The sequence below is a fragment of the Spirosoma arcticum genome (assembly GCF_054779955.1).
In genome coordinates this window covers 119,614-132,664 of sequence record NZ_BAAGXG010000007.1, presented here as the reverse complement: position 1 = coordinate 132,664, position 13,051 = coordinate 119,614, and the positions used below count along the sequence as shown (strand labels likewise).

Below are 13,051 nucleotides of genomic sequence, written 5' to 3'. Positions count from 1 at the left end.
GTTGGCAGATTACCCGTATTTTAAGAATCTATGGATCGGCTTAACACTACCGACTTATAATTCATCGGTCGTAGTTAAGTAGGGGAAAAGGTTGAACGTGCTTTCTCCGTAATACATTTCCTGATCTGTATCATGAATCGACTTGTACACTACCTGACACTTACGCTACTCACGATTCGGGTCGCAACGGCTCAAACTACTCCTGCTGAACCAGCCGGTCCAGCGGGTTATAACTATGACGAGACAAAAGTTGGGGCGTATGTCCTGCCCGAATTGATGCTGACGTCCAGTGGCAAACGCGTGACCAGCAAGGCAGCCTGGTCTGGTCGGCGGGCCGAGTTGCTGCGGTTGTTCGCCGAAAACGTGTACGGAAAAACACCCGCCCAGGCCGTCCGGCTGCGTTTTCAGACCACATCGATCAACCAGTCGGCGCGGAACGGGCTGGCTATTCGCAAACAGGTGTCTATCTTTTTTGTTGATTATCCAAAAGTGCCACCCATCGACGTACTGCTTTATATACCAAAAGGCGCAACGAAACCCGCACCGGTTATCATGGGCTTGAACTTCTGCGGTAACCATTGCATCACGACTGAGCCGGATATTCCGCTTTCGACGCGCTGGGTTGGCAACGCCATCGGCGAGGTGTCAGTAAATAACAAGGCTACTGAAAAGGCCCGTGGAATGCAGGAACGGCGCTGGCCCGTCGACACGATTCTGAAACGGGGCTACGCGCTGGCAACGGCTTATTACGGCGATATTGAACCCGACCATCCGCAAGGCTGGCATACCGGTATCCGCTCGGTGCTGGGCGGCTCAACTCGCTACGGAAATAGTCAGGCCAGCGAATGGGGCGCCATTGGTGCGTGGGCGTGGGGCATGAGCCGCATCATGGACTACCTCCAAACTGACCCGTCCATCGACGCCAAACGCGTGATTCTGATGGGCCATTCACGCATCGGCAAAGCGGCTGTGTGGGCTGGTGCGCAGGATGAGCGGTTTGCGGCCATCATCTCAAACGAGTCGGGGGAGGGGGGCGCGGCCCTGAGTCGCCGGTACTACGGCGAAACCGTGGAGCGGCTCAACACCAGCTTCCCGCACTGGTTCACGGGTCGCTACCAAACATACAACCAGCGCGTGGCCGATCTGCCCGTCGACCAGCACGAACTGCTGGCGTTGATTGCACCCCGCCCGCTCTACGTGGCCAGTGCCGACGGCGATCAGTGGTCCGATCCCAAAGGCGAATTTTTGGGGGCGCTCCAGGCCGAACCTGCGTATAAATTGTACGGTAAAACTGGTTTGGGAACGGCCACCTTTCCGGGACTGAATCAATCTGTTGGCCAAACTGTCCGCTACCACGACCGGACCGGCAAACACGACGTTACAGATTACGACTGGGCGCAGTACCTGCGGTTTGCCGATGAATTAGTCCGGTAGCCGTGTCTACCTTTGCGGGATGATCCCCATCAACGATCCCCAACCCTGGCAGGTTGAAGACTCCACCTATCTCATCAGGAGCAAGTGGCTGACCGTTCGGCAGGACGCCGTTCGGTTGCCCAACGGAGGCTTCATGTCCGATTATTACGTGTTTGAGTACCCCAACTGGGTTAACGTGGTGGCCGTTACGACCGATGATCAGTTGATTCTGGTGCGCCAGTACCGGCATGGCAGTGCAGAAGTAGGCTATGAACTCTGCGCCGGTACGGTCGATCCGGCCGATGGCACATCAGAAACTGGTTTGCTGCTGGCCGCGCAACGCGAACTGCTCGAAGAAACCGGTTACGGTGGAGGACACTGGCAGCCGTTCATGACGAATTCGGCCAATACGGGCACGCACACCAACCTCAACCACACCTTTCTGGCAACGGACGTTGAATGGCAGCAGCCGCAGATGCTCGACGATACCGAAGACATAACCGTGCATTTGGTATCGCCCGAACAGGCCTTGGCAATCGTCAACAGCGGTCAAATGGTGCAGGCCATGTGCGCTGCGCCCTTGCTGAAATACCTGATAAGCCGCTGAATCGTTCAGGACGGTATATTCATCTCTCCGGTGAATCACTAAAACAACGGCTTACCCAGATAAGCCGTTGCCAGCAGACTGAGGTTGACGACGAGGTAGATAGCGGCCATTACCCCGACCCGGCCCACCGATGGAGCGCGGTTAAGGCGGATAAGTCCGTACGTGACCAATGGTAAAAGCTGAAGCGCGTGGAGGCCAACAAAGTGTGCGATGCGCAAATCGCCTGCGTTGACGCTCCAGTTCAGAAAAGGCAGTCCGGCCCCGCCGTCGGTAGCTCCCACGGTATGGGCCTTGTTCAGTACCATTAGCCCACCTTCGAGACAACCGATCATAAAGATAGCAGTGCCCCACCGGATGCTCCATAGCAACGATGCCGGATAGCCCGCAATGGTGGATTGCCGAAAGAAGCGGAATAGCAGGTAACCCACCATCGCCGTGTTGGCGTAAATGAACAGGCCCATCACAGCGAACAGAATACCGTTTAGGAGTGAGCTTTCGTTAAAGTGCGACCTCTGTCCCCGCCACGCTTGTCCGGCGATGATGGCAATCTCGACCACCATGCAAACGGCGGAAAGCAGCGCTACCCGGCGTTTCACGTTCGGCTTCAGGTCGCTGAGCCGCAAAAACCAGTCGATGGTGAAGGCGTAAATGGCAATCGCCAATGAGAATTTTAGCGGTTTTGTCCACACGTTAAGCCCTAACAACTGCCGATCATCGACCAGGCTTAGCAAACCGAAAATCAGCGATAGCACGACGTGGGCGATACCAACCCACCACAGCAGGTGATTCGTTACCCGAACGGACGAGTTAAGGGCGGAGGGATGGACAAGCTGAGTAGTCATGATTGAAAACAAAGTTGAGGTTGAGTGATCCAGGGTAAACTCATGAAGTACAATTGCTGTCGCACAGCCCTTCGACAAGCTCAGGGTGACAACGAACTTGAATCAATTCAGGAAACAGAATCAAATTCCAGGTCACCCTGAGCCTGTCGAAGGGCTTGTAGCGTGAAGCCACTTTTCCGTGGCTTTACCCTGCCAGAAGTTTTATGAAAAAGCCCAACACCTATACACATCATCAGCTTAAAACGTCAGCCGGTAGAACGGAATTGGTAAGAATCCCTGCTGGTAAGCCGTTCCGACGCGGTTCGTGCGGGGGTTGTACGCCTGCTGAAACACGTTCTGGTTGTTGGTCACGTTTTGCAGGTCGAGAGCCATTTCGTGGGTGACGCGGGCACGATTGATCTTGTAGCCAATTTTAACGTCCGTGCGGAAATACGGGTCCTGTCGGCTGGCAAACGCCCGGTTGTAATCGCTGATGCCGTAGCCTTCTGCAACCGACCGTTCTAAATCAATCGGCGTAATAAACCGGCCCCCGGTAGTCGTTAGTTTCCAGTTTACGCTGAACACATTGCCCCGGCTGCCCACCCGGAATTCGCGACCGGCCAGGAAATTGACCACGTAGCGGCTGTTGAAGGGCGTGTTGCGGGCAATGCCGTCGCTGCCCTTGTACGTCGACTCAAACAGCGAGGTCGTCAGCAGGAAGTAGTAATTGTTGGCAAAGTATTTTTCCAGCGTCAACTCCACCCCGTAGTTCCGGCCGGTACCCGCATTCACCAAATTGCCCTTATCGACCGGCCCAAAGTCGGCACCTTCCGTCAGCAGCGAAAAATAGCTGGGTGTCCGGTCAACCGGCGCGTCGAAAATGGACTGATGATACGCTTCTACTTTCAGCCGCAGATCGGGGCGGAGCATCCGGTCGTACCCAACGACGAGGTGGTGACTGCGCGTGAATCCCAGTTCGCGGTTCGTCAGTGCGTAGCCGCCGTTCGGCTGGCGCGTCTGGTAAAAATACGTCAGCAGGGGCTGCATCGTGCTGTGCAGACCGTAGGCGACGTTGAGCGAACTGACCGGCGTCAACTGGTAGTTCAGACCGGCGCGGGGTTCAAAAGCCGTTGATCCGTTCAGTTGCAACCGCAGGAAAGTCAGGCCCGTGTTCAACGTCAGGCGGTTGCTAAAGCGGTGTTTCCACTGACCGTACACCTGCGTCAGTGCCGTTGCGCCATCGGCATTGCGCAGCCGGTTGGCTACCGGGTAAACGTCCTGGTTTTGCAAGTCGTACCCAATCAAGTCCACGATGATACCACCCGTGACTTTGTCTTTCGCGCTCAGTTTGTGCGAGAGAAACGCGTTCAGCGATAGCTTATCCTGCTGATAGTCGGACTGGTCGGTGCGAATTTCCTGCGCAATTTCTTTGCCCGTGCGGTAGATAACCGTATCCCCTTCAAACTGCTGCGTCGTGCGGGAGCCGGAGACCGTAAGCCGCCCGTAGGTCCGGTCGGTGAAGCGGTGCTCGTAGGAAATGGCCCCGATACCGGTAAAATACTTGACGCGGGTGTTGGTATTTTCGTCGCCGTACGCATCCGGGCTGTCCGTTTCTATGTCTTTTCCCAGAAATGAAACCTGACTGTTGCCCAATAATGTCCAGGCCGACAGCGTACCCCGGCGACCAACCGGAATGTCGGTTTTGAACGTGAAATCGCGGTATTCGGGCGTCCCGGCCAGATCAAAACCAATGTTTTTCAGCAGACCAAAGAACGAGTAGCGGTAGTTAATAAGATAGGATGACCGGCCTGCCGCACCGTTGGACTTTTTGGAATATGGCCCTTCTGCACCAGTTTCGAGACCGTTGAAGCCCAACTGACCCAGAAACTCGCGTTTCTCGTCGTTGCCCTTCCGCAGCCGAACGTCGAACACGGAGCCGAGCGCGTTGGCGTATTCGGCCGGAAACGCGCCCGTCAGGAAGTCGGACTTAGCCAGTAGGTTGTTGTTCAGCATCGACACCGGCCCGCCCGACGTGCCCAGCGAACCGAAGTGGTTGGGATTGGGAATGTTGACGCCTTCGAGCCGCCACAGCAGTGAGGCTGGAGAGTTGCCCCGCACCACAATGTCGTTGCGGGCGTCATTAGCCCCGCTGACGCCCGCGAAGTTGGCCGCCATCCGCGACGGATCTCCGAAGCTACCGGCGTAGCGGGCGGTCTCGGCCGCGTTAAACGGTCGGGCGCTCACGGTGGCCATCTCGTTGTTGGTCACCGTGCGGTCTTCGGCGCGTTTGTAGGCAACGCTCACTTCGTTCAGGTTGGTAATACTTTCGGTCAGGGGCAGGTCGAGGACGACTTCCTTCCCGGCGTTGACAACCACTTCGTTTAGGAGCAGGTCTTCGTAACCGACCGACGTGATTTTGAGCCGGACGCGGCCTACGGGTACGCCTGTCATGCGGAAGCGGCCGTCAACATCAGTGACGGCCCCGATAATCGGGTTGCTGTTGATGACCTGCACCGTAGCGCCGATGAGGGGCGACCGGGACGAGCCATCCAGAATGGTGCCGCGAACGGTTTGGACGGGTTGGGCGAAGGCGGTCAAGGCTGCACACAGCAGCAGGGTAAGGGTAAATAGGGAAGTTTTCATAGCAGGAAACGGGACGTCGGTTGGTTGATTGACGGATCAAAGTTTCACTGCAACGGGGCGGAAGCCTACGGATTTGGGGCGGGCTGTCGGGCGGGCGAGGTCAACTGTCGGAATACGGAGGTGAACCGGAGAGCGATAACTCAGTTTTCAGGCATCTAACCACGCTTTGAAATCGCCGACGCGTTCGCGGCTAACGAACACCTCAAAGGGCGCTGTTGGCAGCAGGTCGAGTTTCAGACGACTGTTGAAATGCGTATGGATTTTGTGGATGGCTGGCAGATGCACCAGCAGTTTGCGGCTGATGCGGAAGAACTGCTTCGGCGACAGGAATTCCTCAGCCTGGTCGAGCGTGTAGTCGAGCAGCCACCGCTTACCCGCCGTGTCGACGGCAAACGTCAGCCCTTCGTCGGAGTACAGATACGCCAGCGTGTTGACCGGCACGTAGCCTAATTGCTGGCCTGTTTTCACCAGCAGCCGCTCTTTGTAGGTTGGCTGCGCTAAGTGCTGCATGAGTTTGGCTAATGTGGCGGAGGTTGCAGCGGGTTGCAGTGAATCAAATTTTTGGAGGGCCGCCGAGAGTTCGGCCGGGTCAATGGGTTTGAGCAGGTAATCGACACTGTTGACTTTGAACGCTTTGAGCGTAAACTCGTCGTAGGCGGTCGTAAATACGACCGGGGTACGAACGTCTACCTGCCGAAAAATGTCGAAACTAAGTCCGTCGGCCAACTGAATATCCATGAACAGCAGGTCGGGAGCCGGAAACGTACGCAGCCACGCGACGGCGGCTTCAACGCTGTCGATTACGTCGAGGACCCGCAGATTGGGACGCAGGTCGGTCAGCAGTTTGGTCAGGCGTTTGGCCGCCGGTTGTTCGTCTTCAATGAGCAACACGTTCATGTACGTCGGCAGATTCGGTGAGCAGGGGCAGACTAACGACAAATGATTGAGTCGTCACGATCACGTCGACCGGCTGATTGGCCAGCAGTTGGTAGCGATTTCGGATGTTAGACAGTCCCAGGTTAGTTGAGTCGATATCCTGATTTTTCCGTTGGAGGTTGTTGCGCACGATGACCCGGTCTTTCTGGATAAAGACCTCGATGAACAGGGGCCGCTGCGTCGAAATGATGTTGTGTTTAACGGCGTTCTCGACCAGCATCTGTAACGAAAGTGGCACCACCCGGTCGTTCAGCCGTTCGTCGGGGATGTCGAGGTGGAAGTTTACGTTGGTGCCGAAGCGAATTTGCATCAGGAAAATATAAGCCCGCAACGCCGACAGTTCGTCGTGCAGGCTGACGGTTTGCATCTCCCGGATTTCCAGAATGTAGCGGTACACGTTCGATAACTTCTGCACGAATTCGACGGCCAGGTCCGCATCGTCGGGAATAATGGCGGATAAGGTGTTCAGGCTATTGAACAGGAAGTGGGGGTTAACCTGGTTCTTCAGGGTTTCGAGCTGCGATTGTAGATTTTCTTTTTTTAACTGTTCGGCTTCCAGCAGCGCGACCTGCAACTGCCGGAAGTGATAAACGCTTTCGTACAGCGCTAAGCAGGTTATGGTGGGAATCAGACTGCCCGCGTATTCCTTCCAGACAAGCGGGTTAATGGATGGGTTAGACTTGTATAGCAGGGCCCACATCGCATACTCAATCAGGGAGCAGGCAACCAACGTGTAGGCTAATGACAGCCCGATGAGCCAGAAAAGCCGCTGATTCGTTTGGGCTACAAGTGGGAAGCGTCGTCGGCTCTGTAGAAAAATAAACCGATTTCCTTCCCAGTATATCCAGCTGTGCACCGTGGCAACTAACCAGATGGGCAGGTAGGCCACCAAACCGTCGTTGAGCGTGTGATCAAAAAAAATCAACGGGTTGACGAAACCAATCAGGGGTATGCCAATAGCGCGGGCCAACCGGTCGTCAAAAAAGATAGCTGGGTAGGCCGATTTCATGGCAGTTGCCGGGAATGACAGGTGTTGATTAACGCACAAATTTGACCGTTCCGTTTCTATAAAGCTACAAAGAAGTAGGTGAACTGTTAGTTTTGCGGGTTGATCTGTAAACCTGATGATAATTCCCGTAGCTCACCGTGCCGACCAAACGCAGGAGTACTATTTCTCGGTTAAACTGGCCGAAGTTCGCAAACTCATCGCGGCCGGTCACGACGTGATCAACATTGGCATCGGCAACCCCGACATGATGCCGTCCGAGGCCACGCTCGACGCACTCTCTGCATCGGCCCGGCAACCCAACGCCCACGGCTATCAGTCGTACAAGGGCATTCCGGCGTTTCGGGCGGCCATTGCCCGGTTCTACGCGCATACCTACGGCGTCGCGCTTGATCCCGAAACCGAAATCCTGCCCCTGATCGGCTCCAAAGAAGGCATCACCCATCTATCCCTGACTTTTCTGAACGAAGGTGACCGCGTTCTCGTGCCCGAATTGGGTTACCCAGCTTACCGCGCCGTGAGCCAGATGGTGGGTGCCGACGTGCGCGAGTATCCCCTGCTGGAACACGGTGGATGGCAACCCGACTGGACCGCGATGGCCGACCTCGTCAGTGAGCGCACAAAAATTATCTGGCTCAATTACCCGCACATGCCCACCGGTGCTCCGGCCACGCGGGCGCTGTTCGAGCGGGCCGTGCGGTTCGCCCACGATCACCAGGTGCTGCTCTGCCACGACAATCCGTACAGTTTGATCTTAAACAAGAAATCACCCATCAGTCTGCTTAGCATTGATGGCGCGAAGGATGTAGCGGTGGAGTTGAACTCAATGAGCAAGTCGCACAACATGGCGGGCTGGCGCGTTGGCTGGTTGGCGGGCGCGAAGCCGTACGTCGACGCTGTGCTGACGATGAAAAGTAACGTCGATTCGGGTACGTTTCTGGCCGTTCAGCAGGCGGCCGCGCAAGCCCTCGCCAACTCCGACGACTGGCACCGGGAGCGTAACGCCGTGTACGAAGGTCGGCTCGATGCGGTTAAAGCGTTTTTAGATGCTCTTGGCTGCACCTACACCGCCGATCAGGAAGGCTTGTTTCTGTGGGCCAAACTCCCCGCTTCGGTTGAATCAGCCGAAGTATTAGTTGATGATTTACTGTATAACAAACACGTGTTTATCGCGCCGGGGTTTATTTTCGGACCCAAAGGCGACCGCTACCTCCGGGTGTCGCTGTGTATGCCGAAGGAGCGGATCTGGACGGCCGTTGAAAGGGTTCGTGGTTTGTAGTTGGCTGACCGCACCGGTAGACCGGCATAAGCTGGATGCGTCAGCCAACTACAAACCACGAACTCAGCACCCACAAACTTGAAAATTCATGACAATCAGCATTGTAGGCGTTGGCCTGTTGGGTGGTTCATTTGCCCTGGCCATTCGTGAGAAATACCCCAAGATGCGGTTTGTTGGCGTCGATGTGTCGCCGGTAAATGGGCAATTGGCACTGGCGAAAGGCATCGTAGACGAGGTGTTGCCATTGGCCGAGGCCGTGTCGCAGAGTACGCTGGTGGTGCTGGCCACGCCCGTCAATATCATCATCGACCTGCTGCCGATGGTGCTTGACCAACTGCCGCCGGGTGCTACGGTCGTGGATCTGGGATCGACCAAAGGGCTGATCTGTGACGTCGCCGACATGCACCCGAAGCGGACGCAGTTCGTGGCGGCTCACCCCATGGCGGGCACCGAAAACTCTGGTCCCGGTGCGGCTTTTCGGGAGTTGCTGCCGGGCAAAAACCTCATCATCTGCGACCGTGAGAAAAGCCACCCCGACAGCCTGACACTGACCGAAAGCCTGTTCCGCGATGTTGGCATGAAGTTGTTTTACATGACCCCGCAGGAACACGACCTGCACCTGGCTTACGTCTCGCACCTGAGCCACATCAGTGCCTTTGCGCTGGGGTTGACGGTGCTGGAAAAAGAAAAAGATGAGCAGGCCATCTTCGACATGGCCAGTACGGGTTTCAGCAGCACGGTCCGGCTGGCCAAAAGTTCGCCCCAGATGTGGGCACCCATTTTCGACCAGAACCGCGCCAACGTGTCCGACGCGCTGGCGGCTTACATCGAATTTCTGCAACAGTTCAAGCAGGTCATCGACGATCAGAACGTGGCTACTTCGCTGGATTTTATGCAGCGGGCCAACGTCATCCGGCGAGTGCTGGACGGGATTGAGAAACGGTAAATTTTGAACAGTTTGCGTTGGCTGGTAGTCGTAGTATAAACGACAAAAACGCAGACTTTTTATGCAATCGCAAACGACACAACCCGCAACCGAAGCCGGGACAATTACCCTCGGCGGTGATCTGACCGTTAACCGAATGGCCTACGGAGCCATGCGCATCACTGGCGACGGTATCTGGGGACCACCCAAAGACCACGACGAAGCCATTCGAGTACTGAAGCGTTGCCTCGACCTGGGCATTAATTTCATCGACACCGCCGACAGTTATGGGCCATATGTATCGGAAGAACTAATTGCCGAAGCCTTATATCCGTATCCTGATGGACTGGTTATCGGCACCAAAGGCGGGCTGCTCCGCACCGGTCCCAATCAATGGCCCGTCGACGGAAGCCGCAAACACCTACAGGAAGCCCTCGATGGCAGTTTGAAACGCCTGAAGCTCGACCGTATCGACCTCTATCAACTGCACCGCTTCGACGATAAAGTACCGGCTGACGAGTACTTGGGTTTTTTGCAGGAAATGCAGCAGGCGGGCAAAATACGACACATCGGACTGTCTGAGGTAGATGTCGATCAGATCAAGCAGGCGCAGGCATATTTTGAGGTCGTGTCGGTGCAGAATATGTACAACTTTGGTCAGCAACGGTGGAACCCGACGCTGAAATTCTGCGAGGAGAACAGCATTGCGTTTATTCCGTGGTATCCGCTCAGCGCCGGTAATCTGGAAGCTGATAAAGCGATCCATCGGGTGGCCGAGCGGCACCGTGGCGACGGACCGGGCGCAACTGAGTATCAGATTGCGCTGGCGTGGCTCCTGGCTGCGTCGCCGGTCATGCTGCCCATCGCTGGAACGTCGTCCGTGAAGCACCTGGAGGAGAATGTGCAGGCCGCAACCATTAGACTAACAGAGGAAGATTTGCAGGATATGCCGTTGCCGAAGTAGAGCAGACGCGAACGTATCGTTTTAAACCAAAAAAACCGGCCAGAGCCGGTTTTTTTGGTTGAGCTACTAATTGCTACGCTGCCTTGTGCAACGCCTTCATTTTTTCGTACGCTTCGTTCAGTTCACCCAATTGCTTTGTCAGGTCTTCCTTGATGTAAGCGGGAAGGTGATCTTTCTCGATGGCGCTTTTGTACGCTTCAACAGCCGCACTCTCGCCAAATTCTACTGAACTCAATACCGTGTCGCGGTCTTTACCGGTTACTGCCGATTTAATATCAATCCAGGCGCGGTGAATCTTACTCGATATGTCCGTCGTGGTTGCATCGGTCACGGCCGTGCCGTCGATGCGCACAATGTGCTCGGCGAGCTGACTGCGAAACTTCTGACTCTGAACAACGTAGTGGCGAAACAAGTCATCTAACTGTGCGTCCTCGTTGTCTTCAATGGCTTTCTCGTAACCCTGAATACGATCATTATTGATCTTAACCAAATCATTAAGGTCGTCAACAATCTCTTCGTTCTTAATCATAACAGTTGCTATTTGATAGGTTGTGAACTTTGAGTAAAACTGCTCTCGCGTCTGATTGTTTGGCAAACGGCATTCTCTTTAAAAAAGCAACGTCTGGGATCACCGTATCTCGGCTAAACGGTTGAGCAAAAATTGACCTGACTGCTGACTTTGGATCATCCCGTTTGGTCTATTATTCTCTCTTGATCAACGTTTCTGAGCCGCATTGTAACTATAAGTTATAATTCTAAAATTTTACGAATCCGGGCATCATGTTTGCCCGTATCTACTGCAACTCTCCCGATGAACGGAAGACAAAATACACTAAACTTAATTTTCTCAATGGAAAAACTACCCAAAGACCTCACTGACGTTAGTCAGTTGCTGACGGGCAGAGAATCGGCAGCGGTTGGTCGCCGAATGTTTATGCGCTACGTTGGGGCCACCGCAGCAGCGGGCGTCGCACTGAGTGCCTGTACAGATCAGATTGTTGATCCTGCCACGAGGGGTTCAGCCCGGGCTGGCTTCACTACCGTCGATTTAGGCGATCTTGGCTCTAACGACGTTGGTATCCTCAATTATGCCTACGCCCTGGAGCAGTTGGAGGCCGCTTTCTACATTCAGGTTGTTGCAACACCCTACATGAATATGCCGGAAAGTGAAATGATGATTCTGCGTGACATTCGTGATCATGAAATCGTTCACCGGGAGTTTTTCAAAGCCGCTTTGAGCACCGCTGCCATTCCGGGCCTGACGCCTGATTTCAGCAGCATCGATTTCAGGAGCCGGGCATCGGTACTTGGAACCGCTAAAGTGTTTGAAAACATTGGTGTTTCGGCCTACAACGGTGCCGGTCAGTTTTTGAAAGACGCTGGTTTTCTAACGATTGCCGGTAAGATTGTATCGGTAGAAGCTCGTCACGCGTCGATTATCGCTACGTTGCTGGATCCTCAGGGTAAGTCGTTTGCGGGTGATGATATTATCTTCCCAAGCAACGGGTTGGAAGAGATTCGGGTGCCGGAAGAGGTACTGGCTATTGTAAGTCCGTACATCAAGGAAACTATTAACTTCAAGCAGGTACGCCGTTTTGCTTAATCCCCTACAACGATCATGAACTTACAAAACATACTGAATGAAATTGAGAAGGTGGATACCGACGTCATCGAACGCCTGGATCACATCTCACGTCGCAACATTTTTAGCAGCCTGATCAAGAAAGTTGCTGTTGGTGCGGCCCCGGTAGCGTTTGCTGCCGTCCTGAACAAAGCCTACGCGCAGAACAATGTAGTTGGTGAAGTCCTGAATTTCGCCCTGACGCTGGAGTACCTCGAAGCCGAGTTTTACAACCGCAGCATTGCATCAGGTATCATCCCGGCCGCTGCCCGGTCGTATTACGAGCAGATTGCCAAGCATGAGAATGCGCACGTAGCTCTGTTGAGATCAGCATTAGGTAGCGCGGCTGTCTCGAAGCCTAACTTTGATTTCACGGCCAGAGGTGCATTTCCGGGCGTATTCACCGATCTGCAAACCAACTATGCGGTTGCGCAGGCATTTGAAGATACCGGCGTTCGGGCCTACAAAGGACAGGCTCCCCGTTTGATTCCGTTCCCGGTTGTCCTGACGATTGCGTTGCAAATTCACTCGGTAGAAGCTCGTCACGCGGCTCGTATCCGTTTCCTGCGTGCGCAGAAAGGCTGGATTTCCAATTCGGACTCAAGCGGTTTGCCCGCTGCAATCTACGCGGGTGACGACAACGTGATGCAGGGTGGTGTTGATGTAACTACGCTGGTAAGCGGCATGGGCATCAGCCGTACCAACGTTACCGAATCGTTCGATGAGCCGCTGAGCATGAGCGATGTGCTGGCTATTGCTGGTCCGTTTATTGCTGCATAATCAGTAGTACAGAATTAGAATGCGATAAAAAGGGTGCCCGTCGGACGGGCACCCTT

The 13,051-nt window shown here is 54.7% G+C and carries 12 protein-coding genes; 7 read left to right on the top strand and 5 right to left on the bottom strand.

All coding sequences use genetic code 11. The features are described from left to right. Window positions 1-132: 132 nt before the first annotated feature. Both ACYVHB_RS17315 and ACYVHB_RS17310 read left to right on the top strand, forming a co-directional pair. Complete coding sequence (locus ACYVHB_RS17315; RefSeq protein WP_461053028.1) at window positions 133-1,434, top strand: alpha/beta hydrolase family protein; 1,302 nt, start codon at window positions 133-135, stop codon at window positions 1,432-1,434. 19 nt (window positions 1,435-1,453) lie between these two features. Continuing rightward, window positions 1,454-2,020: an NUDIX hydrolase gene (locus ACYVHB_RS17310; protein WP_461053027.1), complete on the top strand. Its 567-nt coding sequence runs from the start codon at window positions 1,454-1,456 to the stop codon at window positions 2,018-2,020. A gap of 38 nt (window positions 2,021-2,058) precedes the next feature. On the opposite strand, the gene ACYVHB_RS17305 is transcribed toward ACYVHB_RS17310, so the two are convergent. From ACYVHB_RS17305 to ACYVHB_RS17290, 4 genes are all read right to left on the bottom strand, one after another. Continuing rightward, on the bottom strand, window positions 2,059-2,862 hold the full coding sequence (locus ACYVHB_RS17305) for a hypothetical protein (protein ID WP_461053026.1): 804 nt from the start codon (window positions 2,860-2,862) through the stop codon (window positions 2,059-2,061). Between the two features lie 237 nt (window positions 2,863-3,099). Further along, the gene (locus tag ACYVHB_RS17300) at window positions 3,100-5,484 is read right to left on the bottom strand and encodes a TonB-dependent receptor (protein WP_461053025.1); all 2,385 of its coding nucleotides are present in this window, start codon (window positions 5,482-5,484) and stop codon (window positions 3,100-3,102) included. 147 nt (window positions 5,485-5,631) lie between these two features. Then, on the bottom strand, window positions 5,632-6,381 hold the full coding sequence (locus ACYVHB_RS17295; protein ID WP_461053024.1) for a LytR/AlgR family response regulator transcription factor: 750 nt from the start codon (window positions 6,379-6,381) through the stop codon (window positions 5,632-5,634). Then, window positions 6,362-7,429: a sensor histidine kinase gene (locus tag ACYVHB_RS17290; protein ID WP_461053023.1), complete on the bottom strand. Its 1,068-nt coding sequence runs from the start codon at window positions 7,427-7,429 to the stop codon at window positions 6,362-6,364. Before ACYVHB_RS17290 ends, ACYVHB_RS17295 begins: the two co-directional genes overlap by 20 nt. 115 nt (window positions 7,430-7,544) lie before the next feature. Here ACYVHB_RS17290 and ACYVHB_RS17285 point away from each other — a divergent pair, with 115 nt between their 5' ends. The 3 genes from ACYVHB_RS17285 (at window position 7,545) to ACYVHB_RS17275 (ending at window position 10,594) form a co-directional block, all read left to right on the top strand. Continuing rightward, complete coding sequence (locus ACYVHB_RS17285; protein ID WP_461053022.1) at window positions 7,545-8,705, top strand: pyridoxal phosphate-dependent aminotransferase; 1,161 nt, start codon at window positions 7,545-7,547, stop codon at window positions 8,703-8,705. Window positions 8,706-8,793: 88 nt separating this feature from the next. Next, complete coding sequence (locus ACYVHB_RS17280) at window positions 8,794-9,651, top strand: prephenate dehydrogenase (RefSeq protein WP_461053021.1); 858 nt, start codon at window positions 8,794-8,796, stop codon at window positions 9,649-9,651. Between the two features lie 61 nt (window positions 9,652-9,712). Further along, window positions 9,713-10,594: an aldo/keto reductase gene (locus ACYVHB_RS17275; protein ID WP_461053020.1), complete on the top strand. Its 882-nt coding sequence runs from the start codon at window positions 9,713-9,715 to the stop codon at window positions 10,592-10,594. Window positions 10,595-10,667: 73 nt separating this feature from the next. Here ACYVHB_RS17275 and ACYVHB_RS17270 read toward each other — a convergent pair whose 3' ends face one another. Then, the gene (locus tag ACYVHB_RS17270; RefSeq protein WP_461053019.1) at window positions 10,668-11,123 is read right to left on the bottom strand and encodes a PA2169 family four-helix-bundle protein; all 456 of its coding nucleotides are present in this window, start codon (window positions 11,121-11,123) and stop codon (window positions 10,668-10,670) included. 321 nt (window positions 11,124-11,444) lie between these two features. On the opposite strand from ACYVHB_RS17270, the gene ACYVHB_RS17265 reads away from it, so the two are divergent. Both ACYVHB_RS17265 and ACYVHB_RS17260 read left to right on the top strand, forming a co-directional pair. Then, window positions 11,445-12,197 (top strand): ferritin-like domain-containing protein, encoded by a 753-nt coding sequence (locus ACYVHB_RS17265; protein WP_461053018.1) that lies wholly within the window; start codon window positions 11,445-11,447, stop codon window positions 12,195-12,197. Window positions 12,198-12,212: 15 nt separating this feature from the next. Next, the gene (locus ACYVHB_RS17260; RefSeq protein WP_461053017.1) at window positions 12,213-12,995 is read left to right on the top strand and encodes a ferritin-like domain-containing protein; all 783 of its coding nucleotides are present in this window, start codon (window positions 12,213-12,215) and stop codon (window positions 12,993-12,995) included. The last annotated feature ends 56 nt before the right edge of the window (window positions 12,996-13,051 follow it).

Bases quoted from the DNA above. Each gene is read 5' to 3' on its own strand.
- ACYVHB_RS17285 (WP_461053022.1), top strand. From the start codon at position 7,545: ATGATAATTCCCGTAGCTCACCGTGCCGACCAAACGCAGGAGTACTAT.
- ACYVHB_RS17275 (WP_461053020.1), top strand. From the start codon at position 9,713: ATGCAATCGCAAACGACACAACCCGCAACCGAAGCCGGGACAATTACC.
- ACYVHB_RS17295 (WP_461053024.1), bottom strand. From the start codon at position 6,381: ATGAACGTGTTGCTCATTGAAGACGAACAACCGGCGGCCAAACGCCTG.
- ACYVHB_RS17280 (WP_461053021.1), top strand. From the start codon at position 8,794: ATGACAATCAGCATTGTAGGCGTTGGCCTGTTGGGTGGTTCATTTGCC.
- ACYVHB_RS17310 (WP_461053027.1), top strand. From the start codon at position 1,454: ATGATCCCCATCAACGATCCCCAACCCTGGCAGGTTGAAGACTCCACC.
- ACYVHB_RS17260 (WP_461053017.1), top strand. From the start codon at position 12,213: ATGAACTTACAAAACATACTGAATGAAATTGAGAAGGTGGATACCGAC.
- ACYVHB_RS17305 (WP_461053026.1), bottom strand. From the start codon at position 2,862: ATGACTACTCAGCTTGTCCATCCCTCCGCCCTTAACTCGTCCGTTCGG.
- ACYVHB_RS17290 (WP_461053023.1), bottom strand. From the start codon at position 7,429: ATGAAATCGGCCTACCCAGCTATCTTTTTTGACGACCGGTTGGCCCGC.
- ACYVHB_RS17270 (WP_461053019.1), bottom strand. From the start codon at position 11,123: ATGATTAAGAACGAAGAGATTGTTGACGACCTTAATGATTTGGTTAAG.
- ACYVHB_RS17300 (WP_461053025.1), bottom strand. From the start codon at position 5,484: ATGAAAACTTCCCTATTTACCCTTACCCTGCTGCTGTGTGCAGCCTTG.
- ACYVHB_RS17315 (WP_461053028.1), top strand. From the start codon at position 133: ATGAATCGACTTGTACACTACCTGACACTTACGCTACTCACGATTCGG.
- ACYVHB_RS17265 (WP_461053018.1), top strand. From the start codon at position 11,445: ATGGAAAAACTACCCAAAGACCTCACTGACGTTAGTCAGTTGCTGACG.